Here is a 16,854-nt window from a genome sequence, read left to right on the forward strand (position 1 = left end):
TGAGGAAACTCCAAATTCGCGACATACATCACACTAAGGCGTCTGTATGCGCGTCGTGGCATCGATCTTCATCGTTGCAGGATCAAGACGCAGTCAACGCCGCCCGTGAGCCGGGCGACGTTGCGGCGGAACGCAGCAGGGGCCGCCGCCGGGGCGGCCTTACTCGTACTGGATGGTGAACGTGGCCTGGCCGTTTGCGACACCCGCGCCCACCGTACCGGCCTGGGTCTGCACGTAGCGCGCGCGCAGCGGCAGCGCCATGACGCTGGTACCCGGCGCGGTGGTGCCAACGCTGATGGTCTGGCCGAAGCGCACTTCACGCTCGGTGCTGCCATCGCGCTGGACCATCTGGATGCCGATGCGGGTGGCACTGTTGCTGGCCGCGCTCAGCTTCAGCACGCCCGGCATGTTCGAGCTGTCCTGGTCGGCATCGAGGCGGATGCCGATCTTGCTCTGGTAGGCGGCAACGTTGCTGCCCTGGCAGTTCAGGCGGATTTCGAAGTCGCGATCAACGGCCTTGGAGCCGACACCAGTGAAGGTGGTGTTGGGCACACTGCCGAAATCGACGGCAATGTTGCGGCTGCCGGCCTGCACTTCACAGGTCGGGCTGACCACGGTGGTGCCCGAGCCCTTGAACGTCGAGGTCAGTACCGGGCGCCCGGGGCCATCGCCGTCGAAGTAGTAGTTGGTGAAGCGGCCGTTCGGCGCGATCACGCCCGAACCGGTCTGCGCAGCGGTCTTGATCAGCTGGATGCGGAACTGGCCACCGATGAGGCTGACCACGGAACCGCCACCGAAGTTGATCGAGTGCGGGTAGTAGGTCTGGATCGCACCCGAATCGCGGTACAGGCGGATGCCGACGCCTGCCACATCGGTTTCATAGACGTTCGAGAAGCCGGCCACGGGGCGCTTCTGCGCTGCGTTGACGTACTCACCGATCGAACGACCGCCGGTCCAGGAATCGCAGCGGGCAACGCTGTTCTGCTGGGTGATCGGTTCACTGATTTCCTTGATCACACCGCCGACCGGGGTGCTGGGCAGGATCACGATCTGGCCCATGTCCATGGTCACGTCCTGGGCGATGAACCAGCTGTTCTGGATGCGGCAGGCGGCGCTGGCCTGCTGCGCCAGCAGCACGCCGCCCAGTACGGCCAGCGCGGCCAGCGCCTGGCGGCCACGGGAAGAAATCATCGGCATGCTGCCTCCAGCGGGATGAAGCCGGTCTTGGACGCATCGGCGCCCGCCGGTACCTGGTAATCAATGGTGCAGCGCTGGTCGGCACCGGCGCCCCACTCGACCTGCAACTGGCCCTGGTTCTTCTCGCTGCGCACGTACAGGCGGCCGCCCTGGCTGACCATGCCGACCGGCTGGCCCTGTTCGTCCTTGACCTGCGCACCGAACGGCATGCTGCGGCCATCGGCGTTGCGCACCTGGATCAGCAGCGCGTTGCCCTTGCGGGTGTCGAAGCGCAGGTAGCTGATGGCACCGGCGAACGGCGCGATGGACTGGCTGGTGCTTTCCAGTTCGACGTCGTGGGCCATGCCCTGCGGATCGAGGGTGACGGTGTTGAGGCGGTACGGCGACACGTACGGCACCACGGCGTAGCCGCGGCCATCGACGCGCAGGCCCGGCGCGTTGCTGACGATCGCATCGCGCGCGCCCGGCGCTTCGACCAGCACCATGGTGTCGCCGCGCTGCGGGGTGAAGGTGAAGCCGCCCGGATGCACGACCACGCTGCCGTTGGCACCGACCGACGCCTGGCGGAAATCACGCGAGTGGCTGTAGGTGGCGTTCAACGCCGAGTAGCGGCTGCGGTACTCGGCATTGCCGACCGCAGTGGTGCCACCCTCGCGGGAATCGGACAGGGCCACGCCGTAGCTGAAGTTGTTGTCGACGCCGGCCGAACCGGTGATGCCGACGCGGCTGTTGTCGTAGCCACCGCGGTCGCGCGCGCCAAGGTCGGCGCTGAACGACACCGGGTGGGTGCCCCGGCCCAGCGGCACGCTCATCGACAGCAGGTACTGGGTATCGGAACGGCCGAGCACGCCTTCTTCGGTGCGCAGCGCCGAGAAGCCGTAGTTCACCGAGCGCCAGGCGTTGTTGTAGCCCACCTGGTACTGCTTGGAGGTGCCGGAACGGTCGTAGAAGTCACGCACCGAGCCGGTCACGTACAGCGCACCGCCACGTCGGCCCAGCGGCTGGTTCAGCGTTACCTGGAACTGGCTGCGCTGACGGCCACGGGTGGTCGGGTCGATGCCGCGCTTGTCCGAATCACGGCCATACAGCGCGTCCTGCAGGCTGTAGAAGCCTTCAGTGGAGTAGCGGTAGGCGGCCAGGGTCAGGTTGGTCCCGGTCTCGCCGATCATGTTGCTGTAGCTCAGCCGCACACTGGCGCCGGCATGGCTGCCGTAGTGGTCGAACGAGGTCCGTGCATGGGTGACGTCGGCAGCGAAGGCACCGACGCGCGTGGACAGGCCGACACCGTACAGCAGCGACAGGTAGCCTTCGCTCAGCGCGCTGCCGCCGTACAGGGTCAACTGGTTGCCGATGCCACGCTGGTAGGTACCCTGCGCCAGCCACGGCTCATCGGCCAGCAGCTTGTTGCGCACTTGGCCGGCGGTCAGCGAGTAGCGCGACACGCCTTCGCGCAGCATCTGCGGCACAGAACCGAACGGCACCTTGAATTCGCGGCGGCGGCCGTCGGCCTCGATCACGCTCACTTCCAGGTCGCCGCCGTAGCCGGTCGGGTACAGGTCGTCGATGACGAAGCTGCCCGGCGATACGGTGGAGGAGTAGATCAGCTGCTGGTTCTGGCGCACTTCGATGCGCGCGTTGGTTTCGGCAATACCGCGCACGACCGGCGCGTAACCGCGCAGCGAATCGGGCAGCATGCGGTCGTCGCTGGCCAGGCTGGCACCCCGGTAGCCGATCGAATCGAACAGCTCGCCCGTGGTGTAGGCCTCACCAATGGTGAGCATGCCGCGCACCTGCGGGATGCCGCGCTGCGCATAGGTGGCAATGCTCTGCCAGTGGCGGCCGTTGCCTTCGGACCAGGTCAGGTTGGAATCGTGGCGGAACTGCCAGCCTCCCAGGTTCAGGCCGGCGTTGAGGCCGAGGTAGGCGCTGCGATTGCGCTGCCCCCCTTCAACACGGCTGTCGCTGTCGATGGCGTTGAAGCTGTAGCCGACGAAGCCAGCGTTGATGCCGCGGTCCCACAGCGACGGATTGACGTAGCCGCGCGCCTCGCGGCGCAGGAACACCTGCGGGATGCTGAGGTCGTAGCGCAGGTTGCCGCTGTCATAGATGCCATAGGCATTGGCCATGCGCCGCTGTACCGGCACGCAGCTGGTCGTGTCGGTCGGCAGCGTCGGGTCCTGCTGCAGCAGCACGGCCTCGCTGTCCACACCCATTTCTTCCAGCATCGGCAGCGGCAGGCAGGCGTCGACGCGGCCCTGCTCATCGGCCTTGAACTGCAGATCGCGACGGCCCTGCCAGCCACCGTTGACGTAGACGTCGACACGGTAGGTGCCAGCCACCATCGGGTTGCCATTGGTGAAGGAGGCCAGGTCGACCTGCTTGGCCTGGCCGGAGAGGAAGCTGGAGTTGAACTGGGCCGACTCGGGTGCACGCGCATTGGCCGCACCGCTCTGCGCCATCAGCGCCTGTTCGCCGAGATTGGCCGGCGCAGCCAGCGCCCATCCTGGGCAGGCCACGCCAGCAACCAGCAGGCAGATCGCCTGGTGGATCGACAATGTCAATCTGTTTCCGATCACACTGACATTCCTTCAATTCGCCGCACGGCGGCGGTGGCGGGATGCGCAGGCCCATGGCCGGCGCGGCGCGTTCAGCCCCCGGTACTGCCGAGGCGGACCGTGTGCTCCACCCGACCGCCGTAATCGTTGATGGTGATGAAGCGCACCTGGTCGGAGCCCGCCGGTGCGGTGAACTCCAGGCTCTGCTTCGGCGCGACCATGGCGCCCTTGTCCTCGACGGTCTTCTCGCTGCTGCCGGTCACGGCATGCACTTCGGCCAGCGTGACGTGGAAGGGGCTGGGGTTTTCCACCCGCAGGCGATCGCCCGTGCGGGTCCAGCGCAACGCTGCCGGCGCGTCGTTGGCGACGCCCTTCAGGCCCTGCGGCCGGTAGAACAGTTTCAGGCGCGAACGGAACGCGACCTGCAGGTAATTCTGGTCGCCGCTGTCGGCGTTGTCGGGCGACGGCGGCACATCCAGCACGTTGAGCCAGAACACCGACTCACGGTCGGTCGGCAGCTGCGCACCGGAGAAGATCACGCGCAGCGCCTGGCTGCGGCCCGGCTCGACACGCGCGATCGGCGGCGTCAGTACAAACGGGGCGTCGCTGTTGTCGGCGGTCTGGTTGGCGTCGCCGCTGTCGATCCAGGCCTGGACCAGCGCCGGCGAATCGCCCACGTTGTCGACCTGCACGGTCACTTCGCGCGCCTGCGCCGGATAGATCACTCGCGTGCCGTTGACCACCACGCCGGCCAGAGCGTTCTGGCAGAAGGGCAGCGTGAACGCTGCCAGCAGCAGCGCCCGGGGAAAGATTGCTTTCATCGGAAGTACTACGCTCGAGGGGTGTGGCCAGGGGCCGCGAAGCACTGGCCGGCGCGTACGCCGGCCAATGCGGGTACGACGACGATCAGTTGTAGATGATCGTGTACTTGACGCTGCTGGTGACGTCGCCCGGGGTGGCGGCGGCAGTGGCGTAGTACTCAGCGTAGTAGTTCAGATCGGCCGAGCCGTCGGTGCCGACGGTGACCCACTGCGAGTTGGTCTGCGCCAGGCCAGCGCCAGCAGCCTTGATCGGCAGGAACTGGTTGTTCGAGCCCAGCAGCTGCAGCTGCACGTTGGTGGCAGCGTTGGCCGAGGCCTGGTTGACCAGGCGGCCGCTGTTGAAGTCGACGGTCGAACCCGGCTCGAAGTAGGTGGCGACGTTGCCGGCGCTGCACTTGGTCAGGTTGATGGCGAACGGGGTACGGCCCGCAACGGCACCGGCGGTGGCCAGGGTGTTCTTGGACACGGTCGGCAGGGTCACGGCGAAGTCCTTGCCGCCCGGGGTCGAGATGGTGCAGGTCTTGTCGGTCACCTTGCCATTGAAGGTGATGGTGCCGTCGGCGGCGTTGGCGGCCAGCGGAGCGGCGGCCAGCATCAGAGCGGCAATGAGGTTCATCTTGTGCATTCGCTTTTACCTAACCCTACTGAAGAGATGAGAAGTAGAGGAGGAAGCAAGGAGCACTGCCGGGCTAACAAGACCCATCCTTGCGTCTCACCTGTGGCCGGACTCGGACATACCTCTCCCTGAATCCGTGACGCAAGTATAGGCACAAATGTGATGAAAGTCTCATTATTTTTCTGAACGCCAATTCATTGACGCATTAAATGTGACGTGCTAGGCGAAATCACAGCCTCGGGGTGCGGGGGATTTGACGCGGGGCCCGGTCACGCTACAAACGACTGGGGATGTCGCATTGCGCGACGCGTTCGGCACGCGCGGAAACAGGCATTTTTCAGGGGGAATTTGGCTTCTTTGATGCGCATCACTCTTTCTTGGTGATGGCCCTAGCAGATTCGGAATCGTCCTATTAAAGGTTGATCGATCCTGTCGCTAACTAGGACACACCGAACCAGAGAACGTGTCATGAGGAACTCCATTCTGCTGTGCGTGGCCCTGATGTCCGTCAGTGCGCTGGCCCAGGCCAGCAGCGGCAGCATCCGTTTCAGCGGCCGTATCGCCGAGCCGGGCTGCACGACGAACCTGTCCCAGGGTGAGCTGAGCCTGGCGGCCTGCCCACCGTCGGCCAAGGGCTCGACGGTGGCCGTGACGGCACTGGCCGATGGCCAGGCGGCGACGCTGCGTGACGGCAAGCGCCAGGGCCAGAAGCTGTCGGTGTCGGCCAGCGCGATGCGCGCCGGCGATATCGCCTTCTCCGAGCGATACAGCGTGCAGGCTTCGAAGCAGCAGCCGCTGCAGGGCGCCTACCTGGTGGTCGTCGACTACCTGTAAGCCCTGCAGGCCGGTATTACTCCGGCTGCGGCAATTCGAACACCTGGCGCAGGTAGGCCAGGTAACCCGGGTCGTCGCACATGCTCTTGCCCGGCGAATCGCTGAGCTTGGCCACCGGCTGGCCGTTGCAGCGGACCATCTTGATGACGATGTTGAGCGGCGTCGGGCCGAGGTCATTGGTCAGGTGGGTGCCAACGCCGAACGCGACCTGGCAGCGACCGCGGAAGTAGTCGTACAGCCGCATCACCTTGGCGATGTCGAGCCCATCGCTGAACACCAGCACCTTGCTGCGCGGATCGACCCGGCGCTGCTGGAAATGCGCCAGCATGCGGTCGCCCCAGTCGAACGGATCGCCGGAGTCATGGCGCACACCGTCGAACAGCTTGCAGAAATACATGTCGAAGTCGCGCAGGAACGCGTCCAGGCCGACCACGTCGGACAGCGCGATGCCAAGATCGCCGCGGTACTCGCGCGCCCACGATTCCAGTGCCGCCACCTGCGAATCACGCAGGCGAGGGCCGAGCGCCTGGAACGCCTGCAGGTACTCGTGGGCCATGGTGCCGTGCGGGGTCATGCCATACAGGCGCGCGAAGTGGACGTTGCTGGTACCGACCAGCTGCGGGCCAAGTGCGTCGCGCAGCAGCGGCAGCAGGCGGGCATGCCAGTCACGCGAGTAGCGGCGGCGGCTGCCGTAGTCGGCGATGCGGCAGTGCTCGAAACCGGGGGTATCGCGCAGCAGCGCGGCCTTGGCCTGCAGGCGGCGCTCGCCTTCGGCGAAGTCGGCCGTGGTGGTGTTGCGGAACCAGACTTCGTTGATGATCGCCAGCAGCGGCACTTCGAACAGGATGGTGTGCAGCCACGGGCCGGTGATGTCCAGCTCGATCTCGCCGGGCACGGCCGTCGACGCACGCAGCTGGATGTACTTGCGGTCCAGATGGAACAGGCCGAGGAAATCGGCGAAGTCCGGCTTCACGAAGCGCAGGCCACGCATGTAGTCCAGTTCCGCGTCGCTGAAACGCAGGCTGCACAGGTGGTCGATTTCCTCATCGATCTGGGCGATGTAGCTTGCCAGGTCGATGCCGGGGGTGCGGCACTTGAACCGGTACTGCACCTGGGCGCCGGGGTGCTGGTGGAGCACCGCCTGCATCATGGTGAACTTGTACAGGTCGGTGTCGAGCAGGGACTGGATGATAGGCATGGGGCGGATTATGCGCCCGGCGGAGTGAACCGTGGGCGCGGCGAGTGGAGCCACACCATGCGTGGATGACCCTTTCCATGCAGCCGAGCGTGGGCTCGGCTCTACAACGACCTGCGCAGCAGGCGCGGCACCAGCATCAGCGCATGCGCCCAGATCGCAGCCCATACCGCCGCGCGCACCGGCAGCGAACGCTGCCTGGCCTCGAACTTCTGGAAGTAGCGCCACAGCCCCCTGTGCTTGTGCCATTCCACGAAGAACGGCCGCGAGCGGCTGGAGACACCGCGCACATGGGTAACCTGCAGGTCGTTGGCGATCGCTACCACCGCGCCGGCTTCGCGCGCGCGCCGGCACAGGTCCAGGTCCTCGGCGTGCAGGCGATAGCCTGCGTCCCAGCCACCGATACGGTCGAACAGCGCGCGCGGCATCATCAGCAGTGCGCCGGACAGTGCCGGCACCCGCTGCAGTGCCTGGTGCGGCTCACGCGGAACCGCCAGCTTCGAGCCCTTGCCGGGCGAACGCAGCATCCTCAGGAAATCCGGGTCGCGGCGGCGCACCGCCTCGTCGGCATGGCCATGCTCGTCCACCTGTTCAACGCCCAGCAGGCAGTCGCCCAGCGCTTCGGCGCGGGAGCGCAGTTCGGCCAGCGTGTCCGGCTCGACCATCAGGTCCGGGTTGATGAAGGCCAGCCACGGGCTGTGCGAGTCGGCCACGCCCTGGTTGTTGGCGGCGGCGAAGCCGGGATTGTCCGGGTTGCCGACGAAGCGCACGCGTGGATCGTGGCTGGCATGCCGCTGCACGATGTCCAGGGTGCCATCCAGCGAACCATTGTCGATCACCCGGATCTCGGCCACATCCTGCGCCTGGCGCAGGCGCGAGAGGCAGGCATCGATGGTGCTGCCACTCTGGTAAGTGACGACGATGGCGGCGATGGCAACATTCAAACGGGTGGCTCCGGCACTGACGGGACGAACAGGTCGCCCTGTTCCTTCGGCATTATCGCCTGCCGCATGCGCTGCTGCAGGTCGGCGCGCAGCCCGTGCAGCGGGTCGTGCATCAGGAAATCGGCCAGCCGCGGTACCCAGGCCGGCCAGCGCGCGGCCAGGGCCTCCAGATCGCCATCGCGGCTGACCGCCTCCCCTGCCCGGCTGACGAAGGCGGTCTCGCACAACACGTTGCGCCAGCCAAGGCCGGCCATGCGCAGGCTGAGGTCGACCAGTGCCGCGTTCCAGCCAGCGTAGCTGTCCACGTCCAGGCCGCCGGCGCGACGGCGCGCGTTGCCGCGCACCAGCACCGCGTGGGTGACCGCCGATGGCAGCTCCGGGTGCAGCGTCGGCAGCGTCGCGCAGGTGTGCGCCAGCAGGACCGGGTCCTGCGGCTCGGGATTGATCTCGCCCAGCCGTGGCCACGCGGCGGTCTCGCCGGCATTGCACCAGGGGGTTGCGGTGGCGATCGCGGCATCGCGGGCGAAGGCATCCTGCAACTGCTGCAACCAGCCGGGTGATGGCACGCTGTCCGGCGCCAGCACGGCCACGTCCAGGCCATCGCAGGCGCGCAGCATCTCGTCCAGATGGGCGACTTCGCCCAGTGGCCGCGCGCGCCGGGTGTACTCGGCCTGCAGCGGCGTATGCGCCAGCCAGTGTTCCACCACCGCCTGCGCGCGTGGCCCGGTCTGTGCGTCATCGGCCAACCAGACCGCGGTCCCTGGCGCCGTGCCGGCATCCAGCGCGGCCAGGCAGCGGTCGAGTGCGGCATCGTCCACGCACAGCGGCAACAACACGATCGCCCCCATCCCGCCTCCGTGGTTGTCGGTGGCCACAGCGTAGCACCGGGAGGGTATCGGCCGGGTTGCACCCGGCACCCGCGGAGGCTGGAGCCGAAGCCGAAGCAACAGCAGAAGCCGGCTATCCGTGGGATGGCGGGGTGGGTCCGGTTGCGGGGGACGTTGCAAGTACGTCCATGTAAGCTCGGTCGCCGCATCCATGCGGCTCACGCCCCCGCAACCAGACCCACCCCGCCTTCGACAGATTTCTGCGATCTGTCGGCAAAGCCTGGGGTCAGATCCGTTTTCCAGAGGAAAACGGATCTGACCCCATTTTCTGATTTCGAAATCTGACAGACAGTCATCCACGCATGGCGTGGATCGTGTCGACCAAGGTCGACACCTACCAACAGCCGCGGGAGTCTGTCAGAGGTGGGTCGGCGTGGGGTGGCAGGACCGTTGGCGCCATGGATGGCGCCATCGAGCCCCAGGGACGGGTTTACGGCGTGTCCTGCCACCCCACGCCGACCCACCCTCCCTCAGTAAACCCGCTGTTGCTGTTGCTGTTGCTGTTGCTGTTGCTTTCGCTTTGGCCGTTGCCGTTGCTCCGGCCTTGGCGGGTGCCGGGCGCCGCCCGGCCGTAACCCCTTACTTCTTCGCGCGCGGCTGGTTCAGCGGCTCCATCGCGCGGAAGCGCTTGCTGTACTCGTCGGTCAGGTTGCGCGATTCCAGGCTGTTGCGCACGATGCTCGGGGTCAGCAGCACGATCACCTCGGAACGGCGGCTGGAGCGGCTCTTCTGCCCGAACAGCGCGCCAACTACCGGAATACGGCTCAGGCCGGGAATGCCGCTGCTGCCATCGGTGCCCGAATCCGTGATCAGGCCAGCCAGCATGATGGTGTCGCCGCTCTGCACCGCCGCTTCGGTCGACAGCTTCTTTGTGGAAATTCGCGGGTTGCAGTTGCGCTCGGTCGGATTGCAGTTGTCGGGCACGTTCGAGGCGCTGCTCACTTCCTGCACGATATCCAGGAACACCGTGCCATCGCGGGTCACGCGCGGGCGCACCTTCAGGATCACGCCGGTGTCGATGTACTGCACCGAGCTGTAGGTGCTGGTGCCCACGCCGGTGTTCACCGTGGTGGTGTTGATCGGCACCTTGTCGCCCACGTTGAGCGTGGCCTCGGCGTTGTTGCGCACGAACACCGAAGGCGTCTGCAGCAGGCGTACATCCGTGACCTTGTCCAGCGCACTTACCACCGCCGCGCCATTGTGGCCGGTGAATGCCCAGCCCAGGCCTTCGCCGCCCGTTGCGGCACCGGCGAAGCTGCTCCACGAGCCACCCGCTGCCGCCGGCAGGGTCACGCCGCCCAATGCGCCCGTCAGGGCACGCCCGGCCACGGCATTGTCAAAGAACCAGTTCACGCCGTACTTCAGGTCGCCATCCAGCGAGACCTCGGCCACCTGGGCTTCGATGTGCACCTGCAGCGGCATCACGTCCAGTTTCTCGATCACCTCGCGGATCGAGCGCCACGCCTGCGGCGTCGAGCGCACCAGCAGGGTGTTGGTTTCCTCCACCGCCGACACGCCGACGCGGTCGCCCTCCACTTCCAGGCTGACACTGACGTTGCCGGGCTGGCGCTGCGGCAGGTTCAGGCTGCCATTGCTGCTGCCACTGCCACTACCACTGGTTCCGCCCAGCGTCGAACCCAGGTTGCTGCTGCTGTTGTCCATGCCACGGTCGCCGTCGCCGCCCAGCTGCGACGGAATGGCGCCCGGTGCCAGCGAGGCCGGGCTGGAGCCGCCGCGGTTGCCACTGCTGGCGAAGGCCTCGCTGAGGCGCTCGGCCAGGTCGCGCGCCTTGATGTAGCGCAGCTCGTAGGAGAACAGGCGGGCGCTGCCACCAGCGGTGTCGATGCGATCCAGCCACTGCTGGATCTGGTCCAGGTAGCGCACCTGCGGCGTGATCACCAGCACGGCGTTGGCATTCTCCAGCGGCAGGAAACGGAACATGCCGGCGCTGGGCGTCTTGCTCTCTTCGCCGAACACCTTTTCCAGGTCGGCCGCGACCTGCTCGGCCTTGCCCGACTGGATCGGGAACACGCCCACCGACATGCCCGACAACCAGTCGACGTCGAAGATCTCGACGGTGCGCAGGTAGTTTTCCAGTTCCGCGCGGGTACCCCCCAGGGTGATCACGTTGCGGCCACTGTCCACGTTGACGATGGCGTTGGGGCGCGCGTACGGCTCCAGCACCTTCTTCATTTCGGTGGCGGAGATGAACTGCAGCGGGACCACACGGACTTCGAAGCCGCGCGCGCTGGCCGCGGGTGCCGTGCTTGGCGCGACCGTGCCGGCCAGCGCCTGGTCGGCGGCGACGATGTTGTAGCGCCCACCGCTGTAGACCATCCGCGCGTTGTTCCAGCCCAGCACCATCTCCAGCAGGTTCAGTGCCTGCGCCGGCGATACCGGCTTGGGCGTGGCCAGGGTGACCGTGCCCTGCACGCCTGGCGCGATCACGTAGTTCTGGCCAAGCATGTCACCAAGGATGGCCTTGACCACCGCATGCAGCGATTCGCCTTCGAAGTTGAAGGTCGCCTCGCCGGTACTGGCACCGTGCAGCGCCGGTGCCGGCGCACGCGCGGCCTCGCGGTTGATCATGGTGCCGGTGCCGCGGCGGATCACCGCCTGCGGTGCCCCCTGGCTTTCACGGGCGGCATCGGCAGCGACATCGGCTGCCTGGCCGGCGTCGGCGCTGGGCGACAGATTGCCGTTGCGCTGCACGTGCGGCGCGGACACCGTACTGCAGCCGACCAGCAGCGCGAGGGCAAAGGACCAGGGAAGAAAACGCAGGTTCATGCATTCACTCTATCGGTTGGTGCCATCGCCCGGGGGCGGCGACGGTTGTTGCTGCTGTTGCTGCAGCTGGCGGCGGCGGGCCTGGATGCGCTCGCGGATGGCCTGCATCTGCGCTTCACTGGGACCGTTGTTGTTGGCCGGTGGGGTTGTTGCAGCGGCCGCCGCAGGCGCTGGTGCATTGCCAGCGGGCGACGGCGATGGGATTGCCGCGGGCGGTGGCGGCGCCGGCGGAGCGCCCGCCGAGGGCGGCACCACGATCGCACCTGCAGGCGGTGCGCCGTTGGCACCGCGCAGCACCGTCGGCGGCTCACCGCCCTGGCCGTTGAACACCGCCAGTTCCAGGACCTGGTTGCCACCGGGGCCGATCACCGTCGCCTGGCGCGGCTGCAGCGCCACCAGCTGCCAGCCATCCACGGCTTCGCCGTTGAGGCGCAGGCGCAGCGAGCGGTTCTGTTCGGTGGTGAACGTGGCCATGCCGAAATCGCCGGTCAGCAGCACACCGGTGAGGCGCAACGCGGCGCTGGCCGCCGGTTCGCTGCCACCCAGCAGATAAGGCCGCGGCCTGCGGTCTTCGGCGAACAACGGGCGCTCACCGATCGCGCTGTAGCTGTCGGCGCTGGCCATGCGCTCGGCCGCCAGCGGCGGCAGCGATGGCAGCGATGGCGCGGCGTCGGCATCACCGCCGGCACCCGGCAGCTGGCTGCCCAGCCCGAAGCCGGTCGCCAGCCAGACGGCGGCCGCCCAACCGGCCAGCGCCAGCAGGAAGCCGGTACGCAGGCTGATCTGCTCAAGCTTCATCGGCCACCTCCTGCCCTTCGGACGGGGGCGCCGGCTGCGGCGCAGGTACGGCCTCGGCCGGCGACGCGGACGGTGCCGGTGTCGCAGCGGGCGCCGGAACCGTGCCATCGGCGGCAGCGCCCGGCAGCAGATAGCCGGCCAGCTCGAAGGACACGTCCAGGCCCAGCCCCGATTCGTTCGGTGATTGCTGGAAGCGCTGCGCGATCAGGTTGAGGTTGTCGACGAACAGGCGTGGGCTGCCGGTTTCCAGGCTGTGCAGCACGGTGGCCAGTTCGGCCACCCCGCAGCGCAGGCGCACCTGCATGGCGACGCGCACGAACTCGGCGTCGCGCCGGTTGTCGGTCAGCGGCGTGCGGTTGCTGATGGTGCAGCTGCGGTTGCCCGGGCTGGCCATCGCCACCGCATCCTGCAGCCGGGCGCCCAATGCAGCGGCGGCAGCTTCGGCAGTGGCTTCGCGCAGGAAGCCTGGCCGCTGCTGCAGTGCCTCGCGGGTAGTGCGAAGGCGCTGTTCGATCTGCGGCTGCTGCTGCAGCTGCGCCTGCACGCGCGACTCGCGTTCGCGCAGGGCGGCGACATCGGCATCGATCGCGCGCAGCGGCTGGGTGAACCAGGGGTGCACCAGCAGCAGATAGGCCAGGCCCAGCACTGCCAGCAGCAGTGCCAGCGCCAGCCAGCGGTCACGGCGTGCGCTTGGCATCGGCATCGGCCGCCTCCGGGGTTGGTGCGGCGGCCGGCAACGGCTGCAGTTCGGCGGTCATGGTGAAGCGGTCGCGGCCACTGGCCGCGCCATCGGCCTGCAGCACCCCGGTCAGGTTGACCTTGCGCCACTGCGGTGCGTCCTGCAGCAGCTGCACCAGCTGCGACGCCTCGCGGCTCAGGCCGATCAGCTGCAGGTTGTTGTTCTCGATCGCCAGCTTCTCCAGGTAGGTACCTTCCGGCAGGCGCCGGGTCAGTTCGTTCCAGATTTCAACGGTGCCGGCGCGCTGGCTGCGCTGCTTCTCCAGGAATGCGGCGCCATCGATCAGCGCCTGCAGCTGCGCGCGTTCGCTGGCCACACCTCGCGCACTGCGCGCGCTGCGCTCGACCTGTGCACGCAGCTCATCGGCGGCGGCCTGGCGGTTGTCGAGCAGCTGCACCGCGGCCAGTACCAGCATCACGACGGCAGCCACTGCCAGCAGCAGGTTCCAGCGTCGCATCGGGTCTGGCCGCAGTTGGCGCTGTGCGGGCGGCAGCAGGTTCACCTGCAGCACGTTGCCCTGCGCATCGATGGCATCGACGCCCGCCAGCGCATCGGCCCATGGGCCCACACTGGTGCGCCATGCGTCCAGCTGCCGCAATGGCCACGCCACCAGTTCGACCTGCAGCTGGCCCTCGCCGCCCGCGCCGAGCTCACGCACGTCATAACTGACCTGGGATGATTCGAACGGGGTCTGCCGGTCGATCTCGAAACCGACCACGGCGCGCAGGCGGTCGGCCGCTGCGGCAGGCAGGCGCAGGCTACGCCGCAGGACGTCCGTCGCCGGCAGCAGCCACACCCGCGGCAGAGTACGCAGGCGAGGCTCCAGCACGCGGTCCAGCTCCACCGGCGACAGCGGCCACGGCAGGCGCGCCACCGCTTCGCGGCGTTCGCCGGCTTCACGCCAGACCTGCAGCTGGTCGCCCTCGTGCTGCAGCAGCAGGCGTGCCTGGCCCCAGCCCAATGCCCATTGCCAGCGCACCGGCACCCAGGCCAGCAGCGACTGCCGCCACCAGCGCAGGAAACGGCCGGCGCCCGGGCCGATCCGGCCCTGCACCTGCCGCAGACTGTCCTGCCACGCCGTCATCTTGCTGTCATTCCCTGCTCCCAGCGAAGCACTGTGTAAGTCCGCCCGGGAACCCCGCCCGAGCCACTGCGTACCACTGCCTGCAACACCGACCTGCGTCCACTGCCGTCGATGGCACCGGACTCGATACTATAGGTGCCGCTGCTGCTGGCAAGCGTTGTCGTGCCGCCAGCGGAATCTGCATCACGCTCCTGCTGTGCGCGCTGCGCCATCACACTGTCCGCATCCAGGCCCAGCGCGGTCAGCACCGGCGCGCTGGCGAACTGCGGATCCGGCCGTGCCTGGCGGCTGTAGAGGGTCAGGTGCGGCAGCATCGCCCGGTACAGGGGTCCGCGCATGCCCAAGACCCGCTGCAGCTCGCCCAGGGTCTCGAAGCGCTTGTTGCGTGGGCCGTAGGGCAATCCGGCTGCGGCGTAGTCCGGCGCTTCGGCGCCACCGCCCGGTTGCAGCAGGCTGTCCTCGTCGCGCCAGTCGATGATGGCGCCGGCCAACTGCCGGGCCTGTGCATCGTCTTCGCCCAGCGCCTTGAGGAAGGCGGTCAGCAGTGCGGCGTCGGCCAGGTTCAGGTTGATCTTGCCGTTCTCGTCCAGCACCTTGATCTCGATGCTGGCGTCGTCGAACTGCCAGCGGTAGGTACGGCCATCGGCACGCCAGGGCGCCCGTTGCGGATCGGCTGACAGGCGCAGGAGGGCATATTCGAGGCCGGCGCGCGCACGTTCCTGCCCGCGTGCATCGTCATCCAGCACGCGCTGCTGCAGGTGCTCGACCCGTGCGCTCAGCGCGAACGCACCGACCAGCGCCGTCATCAATGCGATCAGCCACAGCACCAGCACCAATGCCGCCCCGCGCTGACGGCTCATCGCGTGCCTCCACTGCCACCGGCACGCAGCGCCACCACCAGTGGCGGCCACGGCGCGCCCCGGGATGGCACGATCTGGATTTCCACCAGCATCGGCAGGCGGCGGGTGTCATCCCAGCGCGGCAGCCAGTCGGTCACCTGCCCGGTGCTGGCATCGATGCCGCGATAGCGCAGCTGCGCCGACTTCAGGTTGTCCACCAGCACCTCCGGCGGGCGCGGCGGATTCTCGGCGATGCGCTCGCCTTCCTGCAGCAGCACGAGGTCCAGCAGCAGGCGCTGTTGGCCACCGCGTCCGTCCACCTGCAGCGCGTGCAGGTAGGGGCCGCCACGGCCGAGGTAACCGGGCAGGTCGGCGGCGAACAGCATGCGTTGCTCCTCGCCCTGGAAGAAGATGGGTTCGCGGGTGGGGTCCGGGGCCTCCAGCGGGGTGCGCAGTGCACCCGCCAGCTGCCTGCGCAGCAACGACTCGACCGCGCGCATGCGTTCGCTTTCAGCGGCGATCTGCTCGCCGCGCTGGCTGACCGCCATCGCCGAGCGCACGCTGGCAAAGGCCAGTGCCAGGCCGCCGGCCAGCAGCACGGTGGCCAGCATCACTTCGACCAGGGTGAAGCCCGCGGCGCGCCGCTTCATCGCGCGTTCTCCAGGTCGGGCGGCAACAGGCGCAGGCTGCGCCAGTGCAGTTGTTCGCGCTCGCTGTCGCCCCAGCGCACCCGCAGCTGCAGCTCGGCCAGCCATGGGGTGCCCGCTGACGTGGCCTGCACGACGTTGCCGGCGCGTGGTTCGACCCACGGCTGGACCTGCAGCTCCCAGTGATAGCGCCCCTGTTCCCAGTCACCCTGCTGGCTGCCCACCTGCAGCGGCGCGTCGACACCGGCCTGGGCCAGCAACGACTGTGCATGCAGCACCGCACGCGTGCGCAGCTCGGCGTCACGTACCTGCTTCGCGCCACCGGACAGGCTGCCCAGCAGCAGGGTCAACGCCAGGCCCAGCAGGGCGAAAGCGATGATCACTTCCAGCAGGGTGAAGCCACGCGCGCGCCGCTTCATTGCGCCCGCCAGGGGCCGGAGCGGACCTCGCCGGTCAGCCAGCCGACGTCGACGCGCCATTCGGCACCGTCGCGCTGCAACCGGATGCGGCCGCCGCTGGAGCCACCATCGGGATGGAACTCGATCACGCCCTGCCCCGGCGCGGTGGCCAGCTGTGCGGCACCTTCGAACTGCACCTGCAGCTGTGCCGGCAGCTCACCGTGGCGCTGGTTGGCCCCCTCCCAGCGGCGCCGTGCCGGTTCGATCACGAAGCGCTGCGGTTCGCCGCGGGCGATCGCCTGCGCGCGCACCATGCGCAGCTGGCTGGCGATGTCCTTGCCGGCGCTGCGCAGCTGCATGCCGGCGAACCCGCGCGACAGGCCGGCGGCGGTGATCAGGCCGATCGCCGCGATCAATGCGATCACCAGCAGCATTTCCAGCAACGACAGTCCAGCCGCGCGCCTGCCGTGCAGGCGCGGGCGTGGCAACCGGCGCGGCAGGAAGTGCGTCATG

16 protein-coding genes are annotated in these 16,854 nt (G+C 68.0%); 1 reads left to right on the plus strand and 15 read right to left on the minus strand.

Going from position 1 to position 16,854, the window contains the following annotated elements:
* Positions 1–159: 159 nt before the first annotated feature.
* The 4 genes from AC5P7F_RS16785 to AC5P7F_RS16800 form a co-directional block, all read right to left on the minus strand.
* Complete coding sequence (locus AC5P7F_RS16785) at positions 160–1,197, minus strand: fimbrial protein (protein ID WP_046428755.1); 1,038 nt, start codon at positions 1,195–1,197, stop codon at positions 160–162.
* The gene (locus AC5P7F_RS16790) at positions 1,188–3,752 is read right to left on the minus strand and encodes a fimbria/pilus outer membrane usher protein (RefSeq protein ID WP_046428752.1); all 2,565 of its coding nucleotides are present in this window, start codon (positions 3,750–3,752) and stop codon (positions 1,188–1,190) included. The genes AC5P7F_RS16785 and AC5P7F_RS16790 overlap by 10 nt, the downstream gene beginning before the upstream one ends.
* Positions 3,753–3,844: 92 nt before the next feature.
* Positions 3,845–4,573 carry a fimbrial biogenesis chaperone gene (locus tag AC5P7F_RS16795; protein ID WP_014645904.1) on the minus strand — a complete coding sequence of 243 codons (729 nt, stop codon included), beginning with the start codon at positions 4,571–4,573 and terminating at the stop codon, positions 3,845–3,847.
* Positions 4,574–4,658: 85 nt separating this feature from the next.
* Positions 4,659–5,198 carry a fimbrial protein gene (locus tag AC5P7F_RS16800; protein WP_014645903.1) on the minus strand — a complete coding sequence of 180 codons (540 nt, stop codon included), beginning with the start codon at positions 5,196–5,198 and terminating at the stop codon, positions 4,659–4,661.
* A 459-nt stretch (positions 5,199–5,657) separates the two neighbouring features.
* On the opposite strand from AC5P7F_RS16800, the gene AC5P7F_RS16805 reads away from it, so the two are divergent.
* Entirely contained in the window at positions 5,658–6,023 is a 366-nt protein-coding gene (locus AC5P7F_RS16805) for a hypothetical protein (protein WP_014645902.1), read from the plus strand.
* A gap of 16 nt (positions 6,024–6,039) precedes the next feature.
* Here the strand turns inward: AC5P7F_RS16805 and pncB are convergent, their stop codons facing one another.
* The 11 genes from pncB to xpsH all read right to left on the minus strand — a co-directional run bounded on the left by pncB (position 6,040) and on the right by xpsH (position 16,853).
* Positions 6,040–7,221, minus strand: a complete 1,182-nt coding sequence (gene pncB, locus AC5P7F_RS16810; RefSeq protein ID WP_014645901.1) for a nicotinate phosphoribosyltransferase — start codon at positions 7,219–7,221, stop codon at positions 6,040–6,042.
* Positions 7,222–7,322: 101 nt separating this feature from the next.
* On the minus strand, positions 7,323–8,162 hold the full coding sequence (locus tag AC5P7F_RS16815) for a glycosyltransferase family 2 protein (protein ID WP_014645900.1): 840 nt from the start codon (positions 8,160–8,162) through the stop codon (positions 7,323–7,325).
* The gene (locus tag AC5P7F_RS16820; RefSeq protein WP_046428748.1) at positions 8,159–9,010 is read right to left on the minus strand and encodes a glycosyltransferase family 2 protein; all 852 of its coding nucleotides are present in this window, start codon (positions 9,008–9,010) and stop codon (positions 8,159–8,161) included. The genes AC5P7F_RS16815 and AC5P7F_RS16820 overlap by 4 nt, the downstream gene beginning before the upstream one ends.
* Before the next feature lie 618 nt (positions 9,011–9,628).
* Entirely contained in the window at positions 9,629–11,836 is a 2,208-nt protein-coding gene (gene gspD, locus AC5P7F_RS16825) for a type II secretion system secretin GspD (RefSeq protein ID WP_049404733.1), read from the minus strand.
* A 9-nt stretch (positions 11,837–11,845) separates the two neighbouring features.
* Positions 11,846–12,634 (minus strand): type II secretion system protein, XpsN-like, encoded by a 789-nt coding sequence (locus AC5P7F_RS16830; RefSeq protein WP_014645897.1) that lies wholly within the window; start codon positions 12,632–12,634, stop codon positions 11,846–11,848.
* A complete protein-coding gene (gene gspM, locus AC5P7F_RS16835; RefSeq protein ID WP_230548472.1) occupies positions 12,624–13,331 on the minus strand; it encodes a type II secretion system protein GspM in 708 nt (235 codons plus the stop codon). Before gspM ends, AC5P7F_RS16830 begins: the two co-directional genes overlap by 11 nt.
* Complete coding sequence (locus AC5P7F_RS16840; protein ID WP_014645895.1) at positions 13,312–14,457, minus strand: PilN domain-containing protein; 1,146 nt, start codon at positions 14,455–14,457, stop codon at positions 13,312–13,314. Before AC5P7F_RS16840 ends, gspM begins: the two co-directional genes overlap by 20 nt.
* Positions 14,454–15,317, minus strand: coding sequence for a type II secretion system minor pseudopilin (locus AC5P7F_RS16845; RefSeq protein WP_046428741.1), 864 nt, complete (start codon positions 15,315–15,317; stop codon positions 14,454–14,456). The genes AC5P7F_RS16840 and AC5P7F_RS16845 overlap by 4 nt, the downstream gene beginning before the upstream one ends.
* Positions 15,314–15,946, minus strand: a complete 633-nt coding sequence (locus AC5P7F_RS16850) for a type II secretion system protein J (protein WP_046428740.1) — start codon at positions 15,944–15,946, stop codon at positions 15,314–15,316. Before AC5P7F_RS16850 ends, AC5P7F_RS16845 begins: the two co-directional genes overlap by 4 nt.
* The gene (gene xpsI, locus AC5P7F_RS16855) at positions 15,943–16,362 is read right to left on the minus strand and encodes a type II secretion system protein XpsI (RefSeq protein WP_032956500.1); all 420 of its coding nucleotides are present in this window, start codon (positions 16,360–16,362) and stop codon (positions 15,943–15,945) included. The genes AC5P7F_RS16850 and xpsI overlap by 4 nt, the downstream gene beginning before the upstream one ends.
* On the minus strand, positions 16,359–16,853 hold the full coding sequence (gene xpsH / locus AC5P7F_RS16860; protein WP_046428736.1) for a type II secretion system protein XpsH: 495 nt from the start codon (positions 16,851–16,853) through the stop codon (positions 16,359–16,361). The genes xpsI and xpsH overlap by 4 nt, the downstream gene beginning before the upstream one ends.
* Between the last annotated feature and the right edge of the window lies 1 nt (position 16,854).

Source organism: Stenotrophomonas sp. YJH_SMC_105-26 (genome assembly GCF_059368915.1).